This window comes from Providencia sp. wls1922, assembly GCF_009706505.1.
GTDB lineage: Bacteria > Pseudomonadota > Gammaproteobacteria > Enterobacterales > Enterobacteriaceae > Providencia > Providencia lanzhouensis.
This window is the reverse complement of record NZ_WLUG01000098.1, coordinates 1-18676: the sequence shown is the minus strand read 5'-3', so window position 1 is coordinate 18676 and position 18676 is coordinate 1. Positions and strand designations below refer to the sequence as shown.

Sequence of the window (18676 nt, the reverse complement as noted above, 5' to 3'; positions counted from 1 at the left end):
GGCTTGCCGCTTTGCGTGACACCCTGATTAGGCACGATAAATAACAAACTGCCGTTTTTAATGGTGGCTATCGCACCGAGCATTTCAGCCATACGCGTTAAAAAGCTAATATCGCTCTCATTGGTTTGATCAGCGTGATCAATTTCAATGTGCATCAATTGTTTGCTAACGGCGGGTTTAAGGTTATAGCGCCCCGCTATCGCGCTCACCACATCAGGCACTTTGATATCGTGCCAACTGTATTCCCGTTTAACGTTAAAATCTTGCCGAAAGTCCGCGCTACGGGCGGTTACCGTGATTTGATCGGGAGGGCCTGAGTGACTAATTTCATCAACGGTATACATGCCTTTATGTATCAAGGCTTCACCTTGCCAGCCCAGGGAAACTGAAATCTCAACCCCACGCGCCGGTAACGCAATTTTACCGTCGGTATCATCGATAGTGAGTTCTAAAGTATCGGCTTCAAAACCGCGATTATCCGTTAATGTTAATGACATAAGCCGGTCATTGACGCTCAGGAGCTGCACGCCACCGACCGTTAAATCAAAGGCAGGAACTTTGACCAAATTCCCCTCTTTCCAATCCGTAAAAGACATATTCACCACCTAGCCAATTCAATACGCCTAGATTGTCGTCGCGCGCGTAAGTGAGCAATCATCCGTGGTTCTCTTGTGCCTGTGAGAACCCTAAGTGCATGATTTGTTACTAAACATCCCTGAGAATAAAGATAAATAGACATCAGGAGATAATAACGATGACCGTATATCATCACGGTGTTGAAGTCCATGAAACCACCGACCTCAGCACCCTTATTCGAGATATTGACACTTCTGTGATTGGGATTGTCTGCACCGCAGAAGATGCCGACCCCGAGGCGTTCCCACTCGATACCCCCGTGTTAGTCACACGCATTAAAACGGTACTCAGCAAAGCGGGTAAAACCGGTACGCTTTACACCACATTGAAAGCCATTGATGACCAGTGCAGCCCAAAAATAGTGGTTGTGCGTGTCGCTGAGGCGAAAGAAGGCAGCGAAAAGACCCAAGACCAATTAGTGATTGGCGGTACAGGTAATGATGGTCGCTATACTGGCCTTTATGCATTGCTAACCGCTGAAGCGAATGTCGATGAGCGCCCGCGTATTTTGGCTGTGCCAAAACTCGATACCAAACCCGTTGCCATGCAGCTTGCAATTTTTGCCGAGCAAATTAAAGCTTTTGCCTATATCAGCGCCAATGGCTGTAAAACTATCGCCGAAGCTAAAAAATACCGCGAGGATTTCAATCAGCGCGAAGTGATGATCATCTATCCTGACTTTATCGCCTACAACAAGGAAAGTGGCCAAAACGAAGTTATCCCCGCCACCGCTTACGCCATTGGTTTACGTGCCAAGATTGATGCGGAGCAAGGTTGGCATAAGTCGATTTCTAACGTGCCGGTTAATGGTGTTCTGGGTATTAGCGCGGATATTTACTGGACGTTACAAGGTAAAGACACCGACGCCAACGATTTAAACAGTCACCAAATTACCACGCTAATTAAACGTGATGGCTTTCGTATTTGGGGTAATCGCAGCGGCGACAAAGAAATCTATACCTTTGAAGTATTTACCCGTACCGCACAAATTTTGGCTGAAATGATCGCCGAGGCGCATTTTAGTTATATCGACAAAACTCTCACCCCCTCATTGGTGAAAGATATTGTTGATGGGATCAACAGCAAAGGCGCGCAACTCGTCACGCAAGGCCGTTTATTAGGGTTCCAATGTTGGTATGACCCATCAGATAACCCGAAAGAAAATTTACGCGATGGTAAGTCACACATACGCTACAAGTACACTCCCGTACCGCCACTGGAAAATCTGTCTTTAACGCAGGAATTCACTGACGAGTATTTCGCTGTTTTTGACCAACTCGGCTAAGGAATTTGAATTATGGGTATGCCTAAAAAACTCTTTTTGTTTGATCTGTTTATTGATGGTCAAACCTACCTTGGACAAGTAGAAGAAGTCACCCCGCCAAAGTTATCACTGAAAACGGAAGATTATCAGGGTGCCGGTATGGTGGGTTCTGTTGCGGTAATGATGGGCTTGGATTCAGGCGCGTTAGATATGGAAGCCACTATGGGCGGCTTGCTGGCTGAATTATTGGAAAGCTGGGGCGCCACGATTGATGGTAAGCAATTTCGTTTTGCGGGCTCTTACTACAATGATTCAACTGGCGAATCCATCCCGTGTGAAATTCAAACCCGCGGGCGCTTTACTGAACTTGATTTTGGTAGTGCAAAAGCCGGCGATAACACGCAACACAAATACACCATCAAAAACACCTACTGCAAAATCACCATCAATAACAAAGAAACGTTTGAGGTGGATTTGTTAAACATGGTGTGGAAAGTCAACGGCAAAGACATGCTAGAAAAACATCGCGCCAATATTGGCCACTAATTTTTAATAGGAATATTTACTATGGCTGAAGTTATTCAACTAGATACATCGTTCAAATTAGAATCAGGTCAGGAAGTGACTGAAATCACGATCACAGACACCATGAAACAGGTTGGTGCGCTACGTGGTTTAAAACTGTATGACGTGATGACTTCCGATGTGGACTCACTGATTAAGTTGCTGCCGCGTGTTACCTCACCACGCTTAAGTGAGCGTGATGTTTTACAACTCCCTATTCCCTCATTTAATGCACTCGCCACCGGTATTGCCAATTTTTTAGTACCGAGCTCCCCGCCAGAAATGACAGACAACGCGGACGAGTAATTGAGTGCCCGAATATTGAAACGGACGAGTTAATCGCTGATATCGCCACCGTTTTCCACTGGGCGCCGTCTGAATATGACGCCATGACGGTTGGCGAAATCCTGTTATGGCATAAACGCGCAGCCGCCAGAACAGGAAATGAATCATGAGTGACCGCAATTTAAATATCAAAGTGTCGTTAAGTGCTGCGAATAAGTTGTCATCCCCTGTCAATGCTGCACAACGCAGCGCGGCAGGGTTAGCAACTCAAATCAAAGCCACTCACGCATCAATCCGTAATTTACAAGGCCAATCGAAAACATTCGAACGGCTTTCTAATTCTGTTAATAAAAACTCACAAGCCTACGAAACGGCCAAAAATAAGGTTAAGGCGTTACGTGACCAATACCCACCACTGACACAGCAAACCGAAGAACAAAAGAAAGCCTTAGCCGCTGCACGGTTAGAGCGTGACAGCTACGGCCGCACACTCGACAAAGAGAAACAAAAGCTTAATAACGTGACAGCGTCACTCTATCGCCATGGAGTATCAGCACGACAAAGCAGTGATGCGACGGCACAAGTCACCCGACGCACCGAAATTTATAACCGCCAACTGGATGAACAACGCCGCCGGCTTAACGCGGTCACACGGGCGCAAAGCCAATATGCCAAATCAAAAGAACTACGTAATAAATTAGCCACTGGCGGTGCGATTGCTACCGCAAGCGGTGCGGGTGCGCTGTATGCCGGTGCGCGGATCACTGCCCCTGGTCGAGACTTTGATGAGGGTATGTCAACGGTTCAAGCCCTCACCCGATTAGATAAGAATTCTCCTCAGCTGGCCATGTTACGCCAACAAGCCCGAGAACTGGGCTCCAGTACAGCGTATACCTCCACTGACGTTGCCGCTGGTCAAAAGTTTTTGGCGATGGCTGGTTTTACACCGGATGCAATTAAGGCAGCATTGGGTGGCGTACTAAATATGGGGTTAGCCGGTGATATGGATCTTGGTGAAGCCTCCGATATTGGTTCAAACGTCCTGACTCAATTTCAATTGAAAGCTGGTGAAATGAACCGCGTTTCTGACGTGCTCACCGCTACGTTTACCCGCAGTAATACCGATTTACGCCAACTCGGTGAAACCATGACCTATGCAGGCCCTATTGCAGCACAACTTGGCGTTAGTCTTGAAAGCATGGCAGCAATGGCAGGAACCATGGCAGATAACGGTATTCGTGGCAGTATGGCTGGTACATCGCTCCGCGCCGGCTTATCGCGTATGGTTGCCCCAGTCGGCAAAGGGCAAGCAGCCCTAGATAAACTGGGTGTAAGTGTTAAAGATGCCAGCGGAAAACTCCGCGATGCCGATGATATTTTAAAAGACGTTGGCAAAAGTATGCGTAAATTTGACCAAGCCAGCCAAATTCGCATGAAAAAAGATATTTTCGGCGAAGAAGCGATGGTCGGTATGGGCGCCGTCATTGATGCTGTAATGAATGGCCGCTATGACGCACTGAAAACCGCCAATATGGGTGCCGAGGGTGAAGCCGATAAAAACGCTAAAGTTAAGATTGATAATTTAAAAGGTGACCTGAAACAGTTGCAATCCGCATGGGAAGATCTCGGTATTGAGATCCAAGAAAATATCGACTCCCCCTTGCGCCGTGTCACTCAATCACTGACAGGCTTTATTGGTCAAGTTGGCCAATGGATGAAAGCACACCCGAAAATGACGCAAGCCCTTGCTGTCGGAGGGATTGCCATCGCAACATTAGTCACTGCACTCGGTGCATTGGCTCTTACAGCCGCGGCGGTTATTGTACCATTTGCTGCGATGCGATTAAGTGTGTTTATGCTCACCGGTGGCCGGGGCCTCGGTGGACTTATTCCTAAATTAGGTTCGTTTTCGTTTGGCTTAAAAAGTTTAATTCCCTCTATTGGAAAAACAGGTCGCAGCGTGCGTGATTGGTTGCCTATCTTTGGCAATGCTAAAGCGGCAGTTAGCCAGCTTTCATCTGGCGTGATGACACTTGGTCGAACCGGATTTACGAGTATTTTAGCCGGCGCGACCTCTACCGGTGGCGCCCTTTCTTTGTTATTCACCAATCCATTAGGGGCATTAACGGCTCTTGGCTCTGGAATTCAAGGACTTGCCACTGTTGGGTTTGGTAGCTTAATGACCGCCGGTAGTAACGCGATTGGTGTTATTGGGGGCGGTTTTTCCTTGTTATTGAGTCCTGTTGGGTTATTTGTCGCAGCCATCGTGGCGGCTGGCGTGCTGATTTATAAATATTGGGAACCAATTAAAGCCTTTTTTAGTAGGTTTTGGGATGGTTTCACGTCAGCTCTTTCCCCGATAGGGGAGGCATTCAGCGCCACCTTTGCCCCATTCGTACCACTATTTGATGGCATTTCAAATGCCGTCAGCAAGGTATGGAATTGGTTTAAAGAATTATTGTCTCCCGTCCAGCTATCCGCGGAAGAATTAAAATCCTGTACTGAAGCAGGACAGGTATTTGGTGACGTGGTTGGTAAATCCATCAGCGCCCTATTCTGGCCAATACAGCAAGTCGCCAAAGGTCTTGGCTGGATACTTGAAAAACTCGGTGTTATCCCCTCTGCTGCCGAAGCTGCCGCCGATGCAGCAAGAGCCATGGGTGTTGACCCGAACGAAAAAGATCCATTCAAAGTACTAAATTCAGTTTCCGCTTACGCAGGGAAAACCGCCAAAGCCAACGAGCAGGCACAAAAACAACAAGCCGAGGCAACCAGTAAAATCACCAGTAGCGTCACTGTTGCCGGTAAACGGCTTGAGAAAAGTAGCGAGCTACAACAAAAAGCCAATGACGTTAACCCGCTAGAGAATGCGGAAAAATACGGTACCTTGGTGTATGACGGCGCAGAGAAAAAGAGCAAGCAAAAAGGCAGTAAATCCGCGTTAAGCAATGCAGCCGAAAGTGTCGATAGAAATAAACTCGGCGATATTGTGTTTAAAAATTTTCCGGCAGTAACGGCTGTTAATGGGTTATATCAAGAGCCCCATATTGCCGCGAGAAAAACCTCACTATTTTCACAATTCAATGATGCGTTGATTAATACCTTAGCCCCTATTCAACCCAAATTAAATGCGGTACCAGTGGCAGTATCGCCGACACGGCAAGAACGGCAAATCATGCAGCCGGAATACAATACATTCGAGTTGAATTTTTACGGGGTTGATATGAGCAATAAAAAAGAAATTGCCGACATTGTGAAACAGCAATTAACCACCTTGTTACGTGAACGTGATAGCCGCCGCCGTTCCAGCTTAAAAGATCAGGATTAATATTATGATGATGATTTATGGCATGTTTGTGTTTGAACTACGCACTGCCCCTTATCAAACCTTTAACCATTCACTTGATTGGCGCCATGTGAAAAATGACCGCGTTGGCCGCAGTGCCAAATGGCAATATATCGGCGCCGGTGAAGATAAAATCACGCTGACCGGCACGCTTTACCCCGAAGTCACCGGCGGTGATGTGTCGCTGGAACTACTAAAAACCTCGGCCTATGTTGCTAAGCCACTACCTTTGATTGAAGGTACAGGAACGATTTACGGTATGTATGTGATCACCAATTTAGTTATGGATAGGACCGAGTTTTTTACCGACGGTAAGGCGAAGAAAATAGATTTTACCCTGTCGTTGAGTCGAGTGAATGAGGATGTGAGGGAGATCATTTCTACTTATAACCATATCTCCATCTAGAATTAACACACCTTCTAGATTAATTAGCATAATCCCAAATTAATCTAGAAAGTTATAATAATAGGTAATACATATCACTATATTGATAGTTTTATTAGCATTATAAGACCATTTATATTATTCATTTTTTAGAGATTTCACCCCTGATGCATACCAACATACTTTTTCACCTGGTTTTTCAGATAAATAATTCATCCATGGATTATTTTTGCATTCTTTTGGATTTCCCCTTCTCTTTTCATCGAGACATCCGCCTGAAAAAGGACATGTTATATTTAAAGGTAAATCTGAAGTTGCCACAAATTTATTTTCACTAGTAATTTTAAAATGAAGCTGACTAAAGTGTAATAAACATTGGAGTGTTGCAATTCTAGCTATTGTTTCATCACTCTTCAAATTAGCTCCCTCACCAAGCCAATATATATCCAATTGTTCATCATATTTCTCTTGAATAACGAAACAGTCAACCATACTCTTAATTGTTCTTTCAAAATTTGAAATATCAATAGGGTTACATTTAAGAAAATCCAATTCCATATAAGAATTTCCCTCCCTTAATGAAAGTCCTTTTTTTACCAATTCTAAATATTCTTTAATTGCGGTACTTAGAACATCCCCTTGACTAAGGTCAGTCAGTTGTTCCTCAAGATTTGACATCATTGAATCAAGAAATATTTTTTGGCTTTTTATCTCAGCATCAAGTATGTTATCAAATGTTTCTTCTGATTCTTTAATTTTCTCACATATAGTTGCTAAACCGTGACCTGGATATATAAAGCTAAGAGCAGCTATACCGACTTTAATCAATTGAATGCTATCCAACGACTGTTCTGACCATTGTTCTACAAGCTTTTTGAATGATAGGTAAGGGTATATAGCAGTCCCTATATCCAATTCATTTTCAAGCATTCCATTATTATGTCTTATATATCTTTCTATTTCATATGCAATTCCTTCAGTAATAAAGCTCAGACCAACGATTACATCCACACTTTTTTTTGTTTTATCCTCATGTTCGATATTTACTTCACATTTTGTGATTATCACTTCATCATTATTTTTTTTATTATGGATTAAACTAGGCCTTCCAAAATTACACTTTTTAATATCAGTTATACTCTTTAACTCTTGAATTGATGTTGTCCCCAGTATTATATTCATTTTATTAATCACATCATTTAATTGTAAAGCGCGACCCTCTAATAGTTTACTGCCTCCCATAAAGTGACCTGATTGATTACATCCATCCACCATCAACCGTAATGATATGATATTCAAGTATAAATATGTAATTCCTGATGCAGTAGATATATTATGAAAATAATGTATATACTCATGAACATTCGCAGCTATTATATTAGGATGAATACATCCTGATTCATGATATATATCTCCAAGACTTTTGAATCGCATAAAAAGAGTATTCTGTCTATACACTCCAATTGTTGTGCTATTAAAATTTTCGTAAGTTAATTGCTCAGACATTATGACCTCATTATGTTTCATAAAACAACATTACTACTAATATAGTATTGCGATTATAGATGATAAAACTAAAAGATCATTTTTATTTAAACTTCTCTGACCAATCAACACTTCCTTCCACATCCACCCTATTCACCTGCACTCGATACTCTTTCCAAGCTATTAACTGCTCTCGTTCCTTATCTGTAGCGATACCGAGATCAACAGCATCTTGCAGAGGGGTAATAGCATCAGAAATTTCACGTAGTAATGTTTGTTTTTTTGTTTTATTTTCTGAAACTACGCGTTCTTTTGGGCTTTGATATACATAAATTTCACCATTTTTAACTCGGTGAAAATCAGGGTTTATAATGGTTTTCTCATCTAGCTCCAAAACATAATATCCTTCGGGATAAAGCATAGATATATCATTGGAAATAGACACAATTATCCCTTCATCATCATAAAGTATTTTGACGGTGTTTTGACTAAACATTGATTGTTGCTGATACCAGTCGCCGTCAATATTTTTCAGATAAACAATATTGGAATAATGTGAAGTATCAGGAAGATAACGCTCAAATTTTTTAGTTAGTGACATTTAACCATACTCCATTCACAAGTATTTGTAGTGTGGCAACTCGAGCTTTATTGATATAGGTGTCTTGAGATCCTGCGTTGACGCGATATAAACCAACAATAAATTGGTGCATTGGAAATGAGGTCCATGCCGATATATTGACAGGAACTTCGGTATAAGCCGATATTCTGAAGCTTTTATTACCTAGTGTGCCTCCAATTTTACTATCTACCTCAGCTTTCGTATAAGCCCCTACATCCCCTGCATTCAGCGAAATATCAGCAATCAAAGCTTTGTTGTTAACTTTGCGTCCACTTGGCACGCGACCATTCGCGTTATTATTTGCATTCGCTGCTGCGGTATTAGCCGCATTTGCTGTGGCTTGTGCATCAGTACCGGCTTTTTTCGCATCCGCGACTTTGGTGTCAGTTTCTGCCTTGGTATATGCCCCAACATCACCCGCAGTTAAGCTAATGTCTGTCGTTAATGGCTTCCCATTCACTTTGCGTCCGCTGGGAACTCGTCCATTAGCATTATTATTGGCATTGGTCGCTGCCGTATTAGCGCTATTTGCGGTTGTCTGTGCATCGGTACCGGCTTTTTTCGCATCCGCAACCTTGGTATCTGTTTCAGCCTTGGTATACGCGCCAACATCACCCGCAGTCAGTGAAATATCTCCACTTAACGCTTTGTTATTGACCTTTCGCCCGCTGGGAACTCTCCCATTGGCATTATTATTGGCATTGGTGGCTGCCGTATTAGCGCTATTTGCGGTTGTCTGTGCATCTGTGCCTGCTTTTTTCGCATCCGCAACTTTAGTATCTGTTTCTGCTTTGGTGTACGCCCCGACATCACCAGCATTCAAAGTGATATCAACATTTAGCTGTTTATTATTCACTTTACGAGTGATTGGAACGGCACCAACGTCACTGGCCGTCAATTCAGTGATTCTTTTATCCAATACCTGAATAGCGTCATCCACGTATTGGCGTGTTGCTAATACAACAGTCGGATCAATCTTCAGTGTTACCGACTCAGTATGGCTAACAATCAGAATCATACGGATAGTTTGCGTGCGGCCTGAGCCCTCAGCTAACAGTGGTTTATAGGTTTCAGGACAATTCGCCACCGCCACCAATAAACCCGATTTATCAAACAAGCCAATTTCCCGTATCCACCAACCGCCCTCATTTTCGGGGATCACTTGTTCAGCAATAACTTGGTTTGTATTTATCGAGTCAATAAACAACGTGTTGATGGCTGCACGGCGTTTTTCATTGATTAATTTAGTTTGCTTGGTATCCGGTGCCGGTAATGAGCCGCCGCCGTCACCCACCGCCATATGTGTTAACTCAATTTTCGTGCCGAGGGCGGTCGCCTCTGCGAGCACTTTTTCACCGTAAGTGGTGAGCAATGCAAAATATTTCATTGAAGAGTGACCCTCATTTCATCGATAACGTGAATTGCCGCCCCTGTGGAGATAATCCCACCAGTACTGATCACATCTGGCGTATATGGGTAAACGGTCAGTTCATCACCGCCATAACTGGTCGCAGCACAATAAATACGTCCCTTGGTTTCAAGTTGAATAGTCATTCCAATTAGATGGCGACTTGCTGGCTTAGCATCAAAAATTAATGCTTCTAACTCTTGGTACATTTCTTCAGTAATACCTGTTTCCAGCACGCCAATATCAAGACGAAACGTGCCGGCGGTTTCGTTGGTTTTCCACCACTCAATCACTCGAATTAAATAACCGAGAGGCTCTACCACACGGCGTAAGGCTCCTATCGTGCCCTTGTGTTTATGAATAAACATCGCTGCCTTAATGGCATCGCGCTTGGCTTTTTCTGACCAGTTTTTATCCCAGCGATCAACACTGAACGCCCAGGCTAAATACGGTAGTAAATGCACAGGACATAAATCAGGGTTCCATAGAATGCGAATAGGAATAGGCACGCGCTCAATCTGTGCCAGTGATTCAGCCGCCGCAAGTTCTAACGGTGACGAGCTCACGGGCAATAACCGGTTATTCATCTGAGCCTCCTAGTGCCACATTAATTTGTGTGCAGAAGCTTGCCTGTGTTTTATCCAACTTGATATCTGCCGAGGGCTTTTTCAGTTCGACACGTTGCACACCTTGAACATGCAACGCGGCATAAATGGCACTGAGCACAATGTCACGACCTAACCGGTGCTGCTGCGTGGCATAGCGTTTCACTTGCTCTTCTGCCGCTGCCATAATCGGTTCATATTCAGGCGAGGGATAACAGTAAATCACCGCGTCGATTTCATAATTGATAATCTTGGCTGATTGCACGGTGACACGGTCAGCAACAGGGCGTACATCCTCATCATTTAAAGCCAGATCCACTTTTTCGATTAAATCAGCCGGTGCGCTGCCGTTACCCTCCCGGGATAAAACGGTAATTGTCACATGAGCTGGTAACGGGCTAATGACTGACGCATCAGAGACTCGACCATCAGCGCTGCGAGCATGATACTCATAGCTACCGATAGGACCAGCCACACTAAGCGCTTCAAAGGCGGCAGGAATACGTAAGCGTAAGTTAGAATCCGACTCATACACCGGTGCAATCGGTGGAATAGCACTCTCATCACCGGCAGATAACATCAGGCGTTTCACGTTGTTATTGGCCGCGAGTTGGTCAAGGTCGGCACCGGTAGCAAAGGCCACCATACTTGCACGAGCCGCTTCATTGACGCGCTGGCGTAAAATCAGTTCACGGTAACAGTTTTCTTGCAGTAATTTGGTGAGCGGTTCAGATTCTAATTCTAATGTACGGGCGATGGCTTCCCGCTGTTCTACTGGCATAGCACCAATTAATGTGGCTTTGCGTTCGGCAAATAGCACCTCATAATCTAATAGTTCGACCACATCCGGTGCCGGCAATAAACTCAAATCAATACTGGCTGCCATACTGTTACCTTACAGGAATAGAAATCGAAATCGGTTCACCCGTTTGCATAATCACACCGGACAAACTCACGCCCATTTCGCCAACATCAGAACGAATATAATCAATAGTTTGCAGCCTAACGCGTGGCTCCCATTGCATTAACGCCATATAGCACGCACTCATAATTTTGAGTCGCAGCGCAGGGTTTTGTGGCTGGTCAATCAAGTCATACAACAGTGAGCCGTATTGCCGGCGCATCACCCGTGAACCAATCGGCGTTCGCAAAATATCAGCGATACTTTGGCGAATATGTTCACTGTCAGTTCGGCTATGCCCTGTTTTCGCATTCATGCCGCAATATTTCATTTCGGTCCTTCCGTACGACTGCCGCCACGCTCAACACCGCCATGATCGTGAGAATCAATAACAACCCCATTTGAAGAAAACTTGCCATTTTTATGGGTAATATTTCCGGTCATTTCACCGCCCTTTTCCACATTCAACGTGCCTGTGGTGAGGTTGTTGGTACAAATCACTTTCGGTGTATCGAGTTTGATTTCGACAGAGGCTTTGCAAATCACTTTTTTAGTTGTTGCGCTAATTTCCTCGCTAGCCTCTATCACCGCTTTTTTAATGCCAACAGCCTTTAGTATTCCGTTCTTAGGTTCATATTCAATCACCGCGCCATCGGGAAAAGTGTGGTGTAACGCATTGGCTGAGTGTGTCGGCGCGGGGTTCGCATTGCTATACAGAGAGCCCAAAACAAAGCCAGTTGTTAGCTCACCGCCAATCGCCCCAATCAACACTTGCTCACCCACCGTCGGCGCCCAGTAACTCCGAGATTCACCGGCGCGATGCACTAACCATCTAATCCAGTCAGTGACTAATTCACCCGATTGAACACGGCAACAGTCGTTGTCTAAATCCACCTCAATGACCACACCTTGTCGAAAAAGGTTACTGAGTAAGCGGTATAGCTCTTGTAAACTCATAGCTGCCCCACTAAGTTGAGATAAATCATTTCTAATAGACCTAAGCGATCATGCTCTGATAGCCCCATCAATTCACGTTTTGGGTAACGTGCTCGAGCCAGCTCATTCACTGCGCCATCAAGCCCGTATTGATGCTCTCTGGCAATCGCTGCGGCTTTGCCCTGAAATCCAACTATCGCGCTATCTTGTGTATTGCGAGCATGAATAAAACGCGCCGCCCTAAGCCGCCTGAACATCGGCACGTTACGTTTGGTACTGCGCTTGACCGAAGAATAATTAATATCTAAAAAACGGGTAATATCTTGGCGATAAAAGGTTCTTACCGCGCCTCTATCTTCATCAAAACCGGTAATGGTTTTACCGCGACGACCTTTTGACCCTTGCCAATTTCGCAAGGTGCGAACATCACCACGGTGAATAAATCTAATTTGCTGCTGTGCGCGTAACACTTTGCGTTTACGGGGTTCATAGGCCGAGCCATCCGCATTTTGTTGGCTGCGAATGCGCTTTTGTTGGTCAGCACGAATTGCCCGCGCTAATTTGCCCGTCAGTTTTCGCCGGTAAGCCGCTGAGGTTGTCGATAACAAGCCATTAAGCTCATTTTCAAGTTGCATAAATAGGCTGTTATTACTCATGAACCATCACCCCCTCATTGATCACGATATCCCATGCAGGTAAGGCGATTTCAGGCTCGGAAATATGCTCTTGAACAATTTTTCCATTCACTTTTTTAACAATCACGCGCTCGGTGGTCTTGATGGTATACAGCACGTCGATTTTTTCATTGTCGAGAATGTCGGCCTTATAGCGAATGCCATTCGCCCGTTTATCAGGGTTAAATAACAAATCTGGCTGATGTTTTCTGGCAAAAGTCAGGATAGCCAATGACAATTCGCTCAATTCGCCAGCGTAATCCATGGCCAACACCTGAATTTGGTACTCATTCAAGTAAGATGCGGATTGTGTACCGGTGGCCTGTATCCCACCCTCAGTGATATAGACCTCTAATAAATCAGGGTTTTGTTTAAACTGGGGTATCTGCTCAACAATAGTTTGGCGTAATAGATTCGGCTTTAACATTATCTCCCCCGAGTGTCATAGAGTGCTTTTTGGCAACGCATTTCAATGCGTTCTTGTAGTGGTGCCGTGGCGCATTTGGGCTCTTGCAATAACACCACGCCGCCCAACAAAATCAGGCTTAAAAACAAAATAAAAACAATGAATATCAAGATATTAATTAATGTTTTCATTTCACCCCCTTGCACTGGTCTACCACCTCACGGATATAGCCCTGTAAATAACTTATTTTGGTTCTGTCTCGCTGAATTCCGGTTCGGATATCGTGAACAATAAGTCCACCTTTTCGAGTGAGTCCGACGGTGGCTGCATCGCCCACGCTGCCGGCGCGGGCAGTGTGATTGATGGTGAGCTCACAGGTTGCAAGGTCGGCGCTGGCGAACTGCACGCGACGACGCTCAGTGAGCAAATCATCACGCAAACGTTGAGATTTATTTTTTTCATCTAACAACCTCTGGTTATAGGTCACATCAAGCTGGTGCAAGGTCTCTTGTGCTTTTTTTAGTTGGGCGAGCTTTTCATTTGCATCAATAAAGGCTTGGACGCTTATCGCACTGAGTGCCATTTGATACCCCAGTTCGCTCGCGCTTAACTTGGCTTTGAAATCCAAACGCGCAATCCCAAACACCGCACCGCCGCTAACTAATGCCGCAATACAAGCAACCGCTAAATATCCCCCAAAAACCTGACGATAATTCACCATTACCTCCCCCATTCGCCGCACAATAATTCAGCCTCTTGGTCACGGCGGATCACTTGGCCATAACAGCCGCTTGGCTGGCCTTTAGTTTCTCGGCAATCTTTACCACCATCCCGCGTCCATTTAGGAAGCTCTGCACAGGCGCCCTTGATATCACCCGCATTTAACTTACGGTAGAACGTGGATGAAAAGCATTTAGATGGCCCGATGTTGTAAGGGCAAAATGAAGCAATACCCGCGATTTGTGGTTCAGTCAGTGGTACGTGAACATGGCGTTTAACCCATGCAATCGCCTTGTCAGCTTCAATCTGGTTTAGCCGGTCACATTCCGCTGGGGATAATTGAGTACCTATTTTTACCGACTTACCGCCAATGCGTGTCACACCACGACAAATAGTGACCACACCGCCCCCATCACGATATGCCTTGAGCGAACTTCCCTCTTTCTCATTCAAAAAGCCGGAGAGGATCGCACCGCCACTGGCACCGGAAATAATCAACGCAATAACTGCCTGACTTAATCGTGATTTGGTGTTCATTTCATAAATCCTTTGGTGATTGCTCGGTCACTTTCACAATGTTTTCAATATCGCGCTCACTGATGGGGTGGCGAGAGAAATAACGTTCTAATATGCGTGTGCGTTTCATTTGCTCACGGCGGTTTAACCGGTAAGTCATTACGCCCAATGAAACACTGGCAATTAACCCGACTAAAAAGCCCCACTCATACACGGAGAAATCACCAAAAAAACCTAAAATTCCCGACCCACTGAACAAACCGCCAAATCCAGAAAGTGCGTAAGTTAGGCGGCTCCACCAATCATTCATGCTATTAATCCTGTTTTGTTAATCCCAAAGTTGGATCATTTCTTGTTTTGCCACCGGTGCGAGTTCGGGTAATTCCACCCATTGCCCCGCGGCTAGCTGTATGCCGCCCTCAACCAAATTCGGATTGGCCTGTAATACTTGCTCAACGATGCCCTGAGTGCGCCCATAATGGCGCCAACACAATAAATCAACGGTGTCACCTTGCAGCGCTTGCACTTTCATTAGACGAGCTCCGCAAACATGCGTAACTTGCCGAGAATATCCCGCACGGCGTTTTGGCCATCGCGGCGCAGATCATCAACTTGCGTGCTCAAGGCTTGGGCGTGTTTTTCACCCTCGCGTGTGGTGTCAATATCGCGGTAGTTTTCAATCAATAAGGCTTTAGTAAAGCTATACACCGCATGGTGATAACGAAAAACAATGGCCGTGGTGTCGTTGATTTCTGGTGATGGCACTTCCGATAATTGACTAAATCCCTTGGCGTTCTGCTCTTGTCGCCATTCATCCAATAGCTGATTGACATACAACACAGCTTCAGTGGCCATATGCTTTAAACGGCTTGTGGTAACATTCCCCGTTAATCTCATGGATTGGCGTAACGGGTCTAAACCAATGTCTGGCCAAAATTCACCTGACGTGATTTTTTCATCACCATCGCTGACGCTTTCGTCTTGCACGCTATGAATTTGTTTTGATGCCACTAAGCCCATGATTACCCCTTTGAAAAAACGGAGGTGGACAGCGACAATACAGAGGGTTAACCCTTTATTATTGCTGTGCCTCCGTGGCACGCGGGTGCAACTCGGTTATTGCTATTTTTTAAGCATTTCGTCTTCTTGCTTACGCACTGCCCGTAATAGCTGTTCAATCTCTTTTTTCACGCCAATATCTTTGTCAATCAGAATGGCTTTTTGTAGGTATTCAAGGGCTAAGACTTGTTGCTTATCATCATTTTTGAGTGTTAAACCAATGACTTTGTACAACTTAGCACGTGCCCCATCAGGCATATCGGATTGCGCTGTAATACGCTCTAAACTCAGCAAATCACCAAGTGACGCTGTCACTTCATCGTCTTTGCCACTTGCTTTAACTGCTAATGACCAATCACAAATTTCATCAACTAAAACAGTGGCTAAGGTGCGGTTATAGTTATCGGGTAATGGCAGATTAAATTGGATGGCATATTCGGCCATGTTTAAGGCTTCTGTGTATAAACCTGCGTCGATATGCCACACCAAAGTGCGAGTAAAGACCTCATCAGCCACACCGCTCTGGCTTTCCAACACGCCCTCAATCCAACCGTGATAATTAGGTAAAACCTTGCGTTTATACGCCGCTTTACGGTCATTGCCTTGGATATTGCTTAATTGCGCTTGGTCTGCCCGTAAACGGTGTAAAATATTTTCATAGGCGGTCATATCGGCCCGTGACATGTCGGCTGGTAACCCACCACGGCGCGATGCCATCACTTTTTGCCAGTGCTGCTGTGCCGGTGTTAAATGTTCCATTTGCATTCCCCAATGTTGGCTTAAATTTCTTTGCTTTCGGCGTAGTTGATGCCTTCAATCAGGCAAGATAGGCCGTAATCTTCAATCACATAGCCCTCATTACCCGACGAATAAGTCGCCACGCGGTTATATTCCGGTTCATCTTTGATCACACGGCGGTACTTGCCTTTTTGCCAGTACACCGACAGGTTTTTAAAGGTCGTTATCAACGTTGCTCCATCAGGGAAAAATGGCACTTGTAAGGTCGGTAAGTTACCCATTGAGCTCAATTTCAACAGTTCATTACCCGCGAGCATTTCCATGTTTGGGTTTTGCTCGCTGTGCTGGTTCATGATTTTGAAGTTTTTATCGGTATAAAGTTGATAACCGGTGATCGCCACTAACCCTTGTGCGCGGCGGTGCCACGGGTCTAACAATGAATTCACCGCATCAAATACCATCGCATCCACATTGGCATACATCCCTTTGGCAATGATTTTCCCGCTTTCATCACGGCTGGTTAAGGTGACGTCTTTCATCACGCGTTGTGGTGCCGCATTACGGATTTTTTGCAGCCAACCGATATTGACGTCTTGTAACAATGGGTTTTCGGCTTTATTGGATTTTTTCACCCGTTTCACACCATTGAACCCAATCATTAAGCGGTCATTAGCTTCTTGCTGTGCAATCAGTTGACTGATCATCGGTTGAAATTCAGGGTGCCCCGCCCATGCGTCTAACCATGAATATGGGATAAATGTATCCCAGTTGGTTTTATCACAACGGTAATCGTCGCTGTTTTCCTCATTGACTTGCTCAGGCTGACGGCGCTCGGTCGTTGAATCATTTGTACCGGCAATCGGTCCATTGACCGAACCAAAGACCTTTTGCCCCTCCTGATCCGTCACCCCAAATGAGTTAATTTGTTTTAAAAATGGGCTGTTTTCCATTTTGGCTTTTTCTAAGCGCTGCTGCACCGCAGGATCAACGCTAAAATTTAATGACGAACCCTCACGACGTACTCCATTTAAGCGAGCTTGCTGGTCAAGCCATGAGAGATAATTCGCCAGTGATTCATTACTGATACCCATAGTAAAAACCTTTTATTGATTAAAATTGAAGAAAGTAAAATGCGGCCTAATACTCAGCCAACTTAGTCGAACCACCGGTGACTTGAGGGCGTGACTCTCCTGAACCATCAGTCACTGCAAGCTGCTGCTTTAAGGCGTTAAAGTCATTGGTTAACTGTGATAATGCTTGTTTTTGTGCTTCGTTTTCAGTTAGCAAGGTGCCGCATTGCTGCGCAGTCAACTCAATGGCTGTTTTTAGATTGGTGGTTTCTTCTGAGTTGTGATTACGTTCAAGCCCTAACCACTGTTTCACCGTCGATAAAAACTTCTTACTGGCTTCCTTTTCCTCTTGGTGTTCAGTGTGTTGCTCATTTAACAAATGGCACTGCGTTTCTAATGAGGCGGTAAAGTAATTACCGCTATCTGGTAAGCCGCGAGAAGCCGCACTCAGTTCAATAGGACGGGAACCAATTGCCGCAGGGTAATCAGTTAACGCCACACCGGTTAAATAGGCACGTTTGGTTTGTGGGAATGAAGGGTAATATTCGATACTGGAAAAAATCTTTTGGCCTGACTTATTCAAATTAACGATGTATTCATCTTTTAAATCATCAATATCAATAGTGACTTCAAGCCCTAATTTGCCTTTTAGTTCACCTTCAGTTAATTCAACGGTATTCACCGCTGAAATCATGCTATAGCTGCGAAATTGGCTATCTGGGAACAGACTTTTAATGTGATCCAAATTCACACGACCACAATAAAATTTAGGGTCGTAATCTTTCGCCATCTGCTCGATATGTTCACGTTCAACGGGAAAACCGTTTAGTGTCATCCCCTCTGCACAAGCAATCAGCTTTATCTGGCGCGTGTTTTTACCTTGCGACATAAATCAATCTCCGTTTCTGACGTAACTGCCATTTCGATAACGCCACTATCTCAATCATCTTCTTTTTACTCAAAGGGTTACGGTTCTCATAGCGCTATGAGAACCCATATTCATAGAGGGTTACGCGCGGGCGTGACAAAGTGACAGCATGATGAAAACAGACATTG

Annotated in this window: 25 protein-coding genes; 6 read left to right on the top strand and 19 right to left on the bottom strand. The window is 44.8% G+C overall.

Translation table 11 applies throughout. The annotated features are described in order from the left end of the window. The coding region (locus GKR71_RS13180; protein WP_255454083.1) for a contractile injection system protein, VgrG/Pvc8 family at positions 1-596 on the bottom strand (596 nt) is incomplete at its 3' end. Between the two features lie 158 nt (positions 597-754). On the opposite strand from GKR71_RS13180, the gene GKR71_RS13175 reads away from it, so the two are divergent. The 6 genes from GKR71_RS13175 to GKR71_RS13150 are packed head-to-tail and all read left to right on the top strand — an operon-like array spanning position 755 to position 6501. Then, positions 755-1921, top strand: coding sequence for a phage tail sheath subtilisin-like domain-containing protein (locus GKR71_RS13175; protein WP_154634415.1), 1167 nt, complete (start codon positions 755-757; stop codon positions 1919-1921). 12 nt (positions 1922-1933) lie between these two features. Then, positions 1934-2446, top strand: coding sequence for a phage major tail tube protein (locus tag GKR71_RS13170; protein WP_154634414.1), 513 nt, complete (start codon positions 1934-1936; stop codon positions 2444-2446). A gap of 21 nt (positions 2447-2467) precedes the next feature. Beyond that, complete coding sequence (locus tag GKR71_RS13165; protein WP_154634413.1) at positions 2468-2770, top strand: phage tail assembly protein; 303 nt, start codon at positions 2468-2470, stop codon at positions 2768-2770. Further along, on the top strand, positions 2770-2919 hold the full coding sequence (locus GKR71_RS20135) for a GpE family phage tail protein (RefSeq protein WP_319867245.1): 150 nt from the start codon (positions 2770-2772) through the stop codon (positions 2917-2919). Before GKR71_RS13165 ends, GKR71_RS20135 begins: the two co-directional genes overlap by 1 nt. Beyond that, positions 2916-6077: a phage tail tape measure protein gene (locus tag GKR71_RS13155; protein WP_154634412.1), complete on the top strand. Its 3162-nt coding sequence runs from the start codon at positions 2916-2918 to the stop codon at positions 6075-6077. The genes GKR71_RS20135 and GKR71_RS13155 overlap by 4 nt, the downstream gene beginning before the upstream one ends. Before the next feature lie 4 nt (positions 6078-6081). Continuing rightward, complete coding sequence (locus GKR71_RS13150; RefSeq protein WP_154634411.1) at positions 6082-6501, top strand: phage tail protein; 420 nt, start codon at positions 6082-6084, stop codon at positions 6499-6501. Positions 6502-6618: 117 nt separating this feature from the next. Here the strand turns inward: GKR71_RS13150 and GKR71_RS13145 are convergent, their stop codons facing one another. From GKR71_RS13145 to GKR71_RS13060, 18 genes are all read right to left on the bottom strand, one after another. After that, positions 6619-7986 carry a hypothetical protein gene (locus GKR71_RS13145; protein ID WP_154634410.1) on the bottom strand — a complete coding sequence of 456 codons (1368 nt, stop codon included), beginning with the start codon at positions 7984-7986 and terminating at the stop codon, positions 6619-6621. An 82-nt stretch (positions 7987-8068) separates the two neighbouring features. Next, positions 8069-8566 (bottom strand): tail fiber assembly protein, encoded by a 498-nt coding sequence (locus GKR71_RS13140; protein ID WP_154634409.1) that lies wholly within the window; start codon positions 8564-8566, stop codon positions 8069-8071. Continuing rightward, positions 8553-9974 (bottom strand): phage tail protein, encoded by a 1422-nt coding sequence (locus GKR71_RS13135; RefSeq protein ID WP_154634408.1) that lies wholly within the window; start codon positions 9972-9974, stop codon positions 8553-8555. Before GKR71_RS13135 ends, GKR71_RS13140 begins: the two co-directional genes overlap by 14 nt. Then, positions 9971-10582 (bottom strand): phage tail protein I, encoded by a 612-nt coding sequence (locus GKR71_RS13130; RefSeq protein ID WP_154634407.1) that lies wholly within the window; start codon positions 10580-10582, stop codon positions 9971-9973. Before GKR71_RS13130 ends, GKR71_RS13135 begins: the two co-directional genes overlap by 4 nt. Beyond that, positions 10575-11486: a baseplate assembly protein gene (locus GKR71_RS13125; RefSeq protein ID WP_154634406.1), complete on the bottom strand. Its 912-nt coding sequence runs from the start codon at positions 11484-11486 to the stop codon at positions 10575-10577. The genes GKR71_RS13130 and GKR71_RS13125 overlap by 8 nt, the downstream gene beginning before the upstream one ends. 4 nt (positions 11487-11490) lie before the next feature. Then, entirely contained in the window at positions 11491-11832 is a 342-nt protein-coding gene (locus GKR71_RS13120; protein WP_154634405.1) for a GPW/gp25 family protein, read from the bottom strand. Then, the gene (locus GKR71_RS13115) at positions 11829-12458 is read right to left on the bottom strand and encodes a phage baseplate assembly protein V (protein WP_154634404.1); all 630 of its coding nucleotides are present in this window, start codon (positions 12456-12458) and stop codon (positions 11829-11831) included. The genes GKR71_RS13120 and GKR71_RS13115 overlap by 4 nt, the downstream gene beginning before the upstream one ends. Continuing rightward, positions 12455-13093: a phage virion morphogenesis protein gene (locus GKR71_RS13110; protein WP_154634403.1), complete on the bottom strand. Its 639-nt coding sequence runs from the start codon at positions 13091-13093 to the stop codon at positions 12455-12457. The genes GKR71_RS13115 and GKR71_RS13110 overlap by 4 nt, the downstream gene beginning before the upstream one ends. After that, complete coding sequence (locus tag GKR71_RS13105) at positions 13086-13538, bottom strand: phage tail protein (RefSeq protein WP_154634402.1); 453 nt, start codon at positions 13536-13538, stop codon at positions 13086-13088. Before GKR71_RS13105 ends, GKR71_RS13110 begins: the two co-directional genes overlap by 8 nt. Beyond that, the gene (locus GKR71_RS13100; protein WP_141173614.1) at positions 13538-13708 is read right to left on the bottom strand and encodes a preprotein translocase subunit SecG; all 171 of its coding nucleotides are present in this window, start codon (positions 13706-13708) and stop codon (positions 13538-13540) included. Before GKR71_RS13100 ends, GKR71_RS13105 begins: the two co-directional genes overlap by 1 nt. After that, positions 13705-14238, bottom strand: a complete 534-nt coding sequence (locus GKR71_RS13095; RefSeq protein ID WP_154634401.1) for a lysis system i-spanin subunit Rz — start codon at positions 14236-14238, stop codon at positions 13705-13707. Before GKR71_RS13095 ends, GKR71_RS13100 begins: the two co-directional genes overlap by 4 nt. Continuing rightward, positions 14238-14774: a lysozyme gene (locus GKR71_RS13090; RefSeq protein WP_154634400.1), complete on the bottom strand. Its 537-nt coding sequence runs from the start codon at positions 14772-14774 to the stop codon at positions 14238-14240. Before GKR71_RS13090 ends, GKR71_RS13095 begins: the two co-directional genes overlap by 1 nt. Before the next feature lies 1 nt (position 14775). After that, positions 14776-15063 (bottom strand): hypothetical protein, encoded by a 288-nt coding sequence (locus tag GKR71_RS20410; RefSeq protein ID WP_004254680.1) that lies wholly within the window; start codon positions 15061-15063, stop codon positions 14776-14778. Positions 15064-15081: 18 nt separating this feature from the next. Then, positions 15082-15285 carry a tail protein X gene (locus tag GKR71_RS13080; protein ID WP_123381977.1) on the bottom strand — a complete coding sequence of 68 codons (204 nt, stop codon included), beginning with the start codon at positions 15283-15285 and terminating at the stop codon, positions 15082-15084. After that, positions 15285-15773: a head completion/stabilization protein gene (locus GKR71_RS13075; protein ID WP_154634399.1), complete on the bottom strand. Its 489-nt coding sequence runs from the start codon at positions 15771-15773 to the stop codon at positions 15285-15287. The genes GKR71_RS13080 and GKR71_RS13075 overlap by 1 nt, the downstream gene beginning before the upstream one ends. Positions 15774-15875: 102 nt before the next feature. Continuing rightward, entirely contained in the window at positions 15876-16571 is a 696-nt protein-coding gene (gene gpM, locus GKR71_RS13070; protein ID WP_195848976.1) for a phage terminase small subunit, read from the bottom strand. A 20-nt stretch (positions 16572-16591) separates the two neighbouring features. Continuing rightward, the gene (locus tag GKR71_RS13065; RefSeq protein ID WP_141173620.1) at positions 16592-17641 is read right to left on the bottom strand and encodes a phage major capsid protein, P2 family; all 1050 of its coding nucleotides are present in this window, start codon (positions 17639-17641) and stop codon (positions 16592-16594) included. A gap of 46 nt (positions 17642-17687) precedes the next feature. Continuing rightward, positions 17688-18509 (bottom strand): GPO family capsid scaffolding protein, encoded by an 822-nt coding sequence (locus GKR71_RS13060; protein WP_154634397.1) that lies wholly within the window; start codon positions 18507-18509, stop codon positions 17688-17690. Positions 18510-18676 lie beyond the last annotated feature (167 nt).

Bases quoted from the DNA above. Each gene is read 5' to 3' on its own strand.
- GKR71_RS13100 (WP_141173614.1), bottom strand. From the start codon at position 13,708: ATGAAAACATTAATTAATATCTTGATATTCATTGTTTTTATTTTGTTT.
- GKR71_RS13165 (WP_154634413.1), top strand. From the start codon at position 2,468: ATGGCTGAAGTTATTCAACTAGATACATCGTTCAAATTAGAATCAGGT.
- GKR71_RS13075 (WP_154634399.1), bottom strand. From the start codon at position 15,773: ATGGGCTTAGTGGCATCAAAACAAATTCATAGCGTGCAAGACGAAAGC.
- GKR71_RS13080 (WP_123381977.1), bottom strand. From the start codon at position 15,285: ATGAAAGTGCAAGCGCTGCAAGGTGACACCGTTGATTTATTGTGTTGG.
- GKR71_RS13095 (WP_154634401.1), bottom strand. From the start codon at position 14,238: ATGGTGAATTATCGTCAGGTTTTTGGGGGATATTTAGCGGTTGCTTGT.
- GKR71_RS13145 (WP_154634410.1), bottom strand. From the start codon at position 7,986: ATGTCTGAGCAATTAACTTACGAAAATTTTAATAGCACAACAATTGGA.
- GKR71_RS13130 (WP_154634407.1), bottom strand. From the start codon at position 10,582: ATGAATAACCGGTTATTGCCCGTGAGCTCGTCACCGTTAGAACTTGCG.
- GKR71_RS13120 (WP_154634405.1), bottom strand. From the start codon at position 11,832: ATGAAATATTGCGGCATGAATGCGAAAACAGGGCATAGCCGAACTGAC.
- GKR71_RS13115 (WP_154634404.1), bottom strand. From the start codon at position 12,458: ATGAGTTTACAAGAGCTATACCGCTTACTCAGTAACCTTTTTCGACAA.
- gpM (WP_195848976.1), bottom strand. From the start codon at position 16,571: ATGGAACATTTAACACCGGCACAGCAGCACTGGCAAAAAGTGATGGCA.
- GKR71_RS13150 (WP_154634411.1), top strand. From the start codon at position 6,082: ATGATGATGATTTATGGCATGTTTGTGTTTGAACTACGCACTGCCCCT.
- GKR71_RS13170 (WP_154634414.1), top strand. From the start codon at position 1,934: ATGGGTATGCCTAAAAAACTCTTTTTGTTTGATCTGTTTATTGATGGT.
- GKR71_RS20410 (WP_004254680.1), bottom strand. From the start codon at position 15,063: ATGAATGATTGGTGGAGCCGCCTAACTTACGCACTTTCTGGATTTGGC.
- GKR71_RS13090 (WP_154634400.1), bottom strand. From the start codon at position 14,774: ATGAACACCAAATCACGATTAAGTCAGGCAGTTATTGCGTTGATTATT.
- GKR71_RS13140 (WP_154634409.1), bottom strand. From the start codon at position 8,566: ATGTCACTAACTAAAAAATTTGAGCGTTATCTTCCTGATACTTCACAT.
- GKR71_RS13125 (WP_154634406.1), bottom strand. From the start codon at position 11,486: ATGGCAGCCAGTATTGATTTGAGTTTATTGCCGGCACCGGATGTGGTC.
- GKR71_RS13155 (WP_154634412.1), top strand. From the start codon at position 2,916: ATGAGTGACCGCAATTTAAATATCAAAGTGTCGTTAAGTGCTGCGAAT.
- GKR71_RS13105 (WP_154634402.1), bottom strand. From the start codon at position 13,538: ATGTTAAAGCCGAATCTATTACGCCAAACTATTGTTGAGCAGATACCC.
- GKR71_RS13110 (WP_154634403.1), bottom strand. From the start codon at position 13,093: ATGAGTAATAACAGCCTATTTATGCAACTTGAAAATGAGCTTAATGGC.
- GKR71_RS13175 (WP_154634415.1), top strand. From the start codon at position 755: ATGACCGTATATCATCACGGTGTTGAAGTCCATGAAACCACCGACCTC.
- GKR71_RS13065 (WP_141173620.1), bottom strand. From the start codon at position 17,641: ATGGGTATCAGTAATGAATCACTGGCGAATTATCTCTCATGGCTTGAC.
- GKR71_RS13135 (WP_154634408.1), bottom strand. From the start codon at position 9,974: ATGAAATATTTTGCATTGCTCACCACTTACGGTGAAAAAGTGCTCGCA.
- GKR71_RS13060 (WP_154634397.1), bottom strand. From the start codon at position 18,509: ATGTCGCAAGGTAAAAACACGCGCCAGATAAAGCTGATTGCTTGTGCA.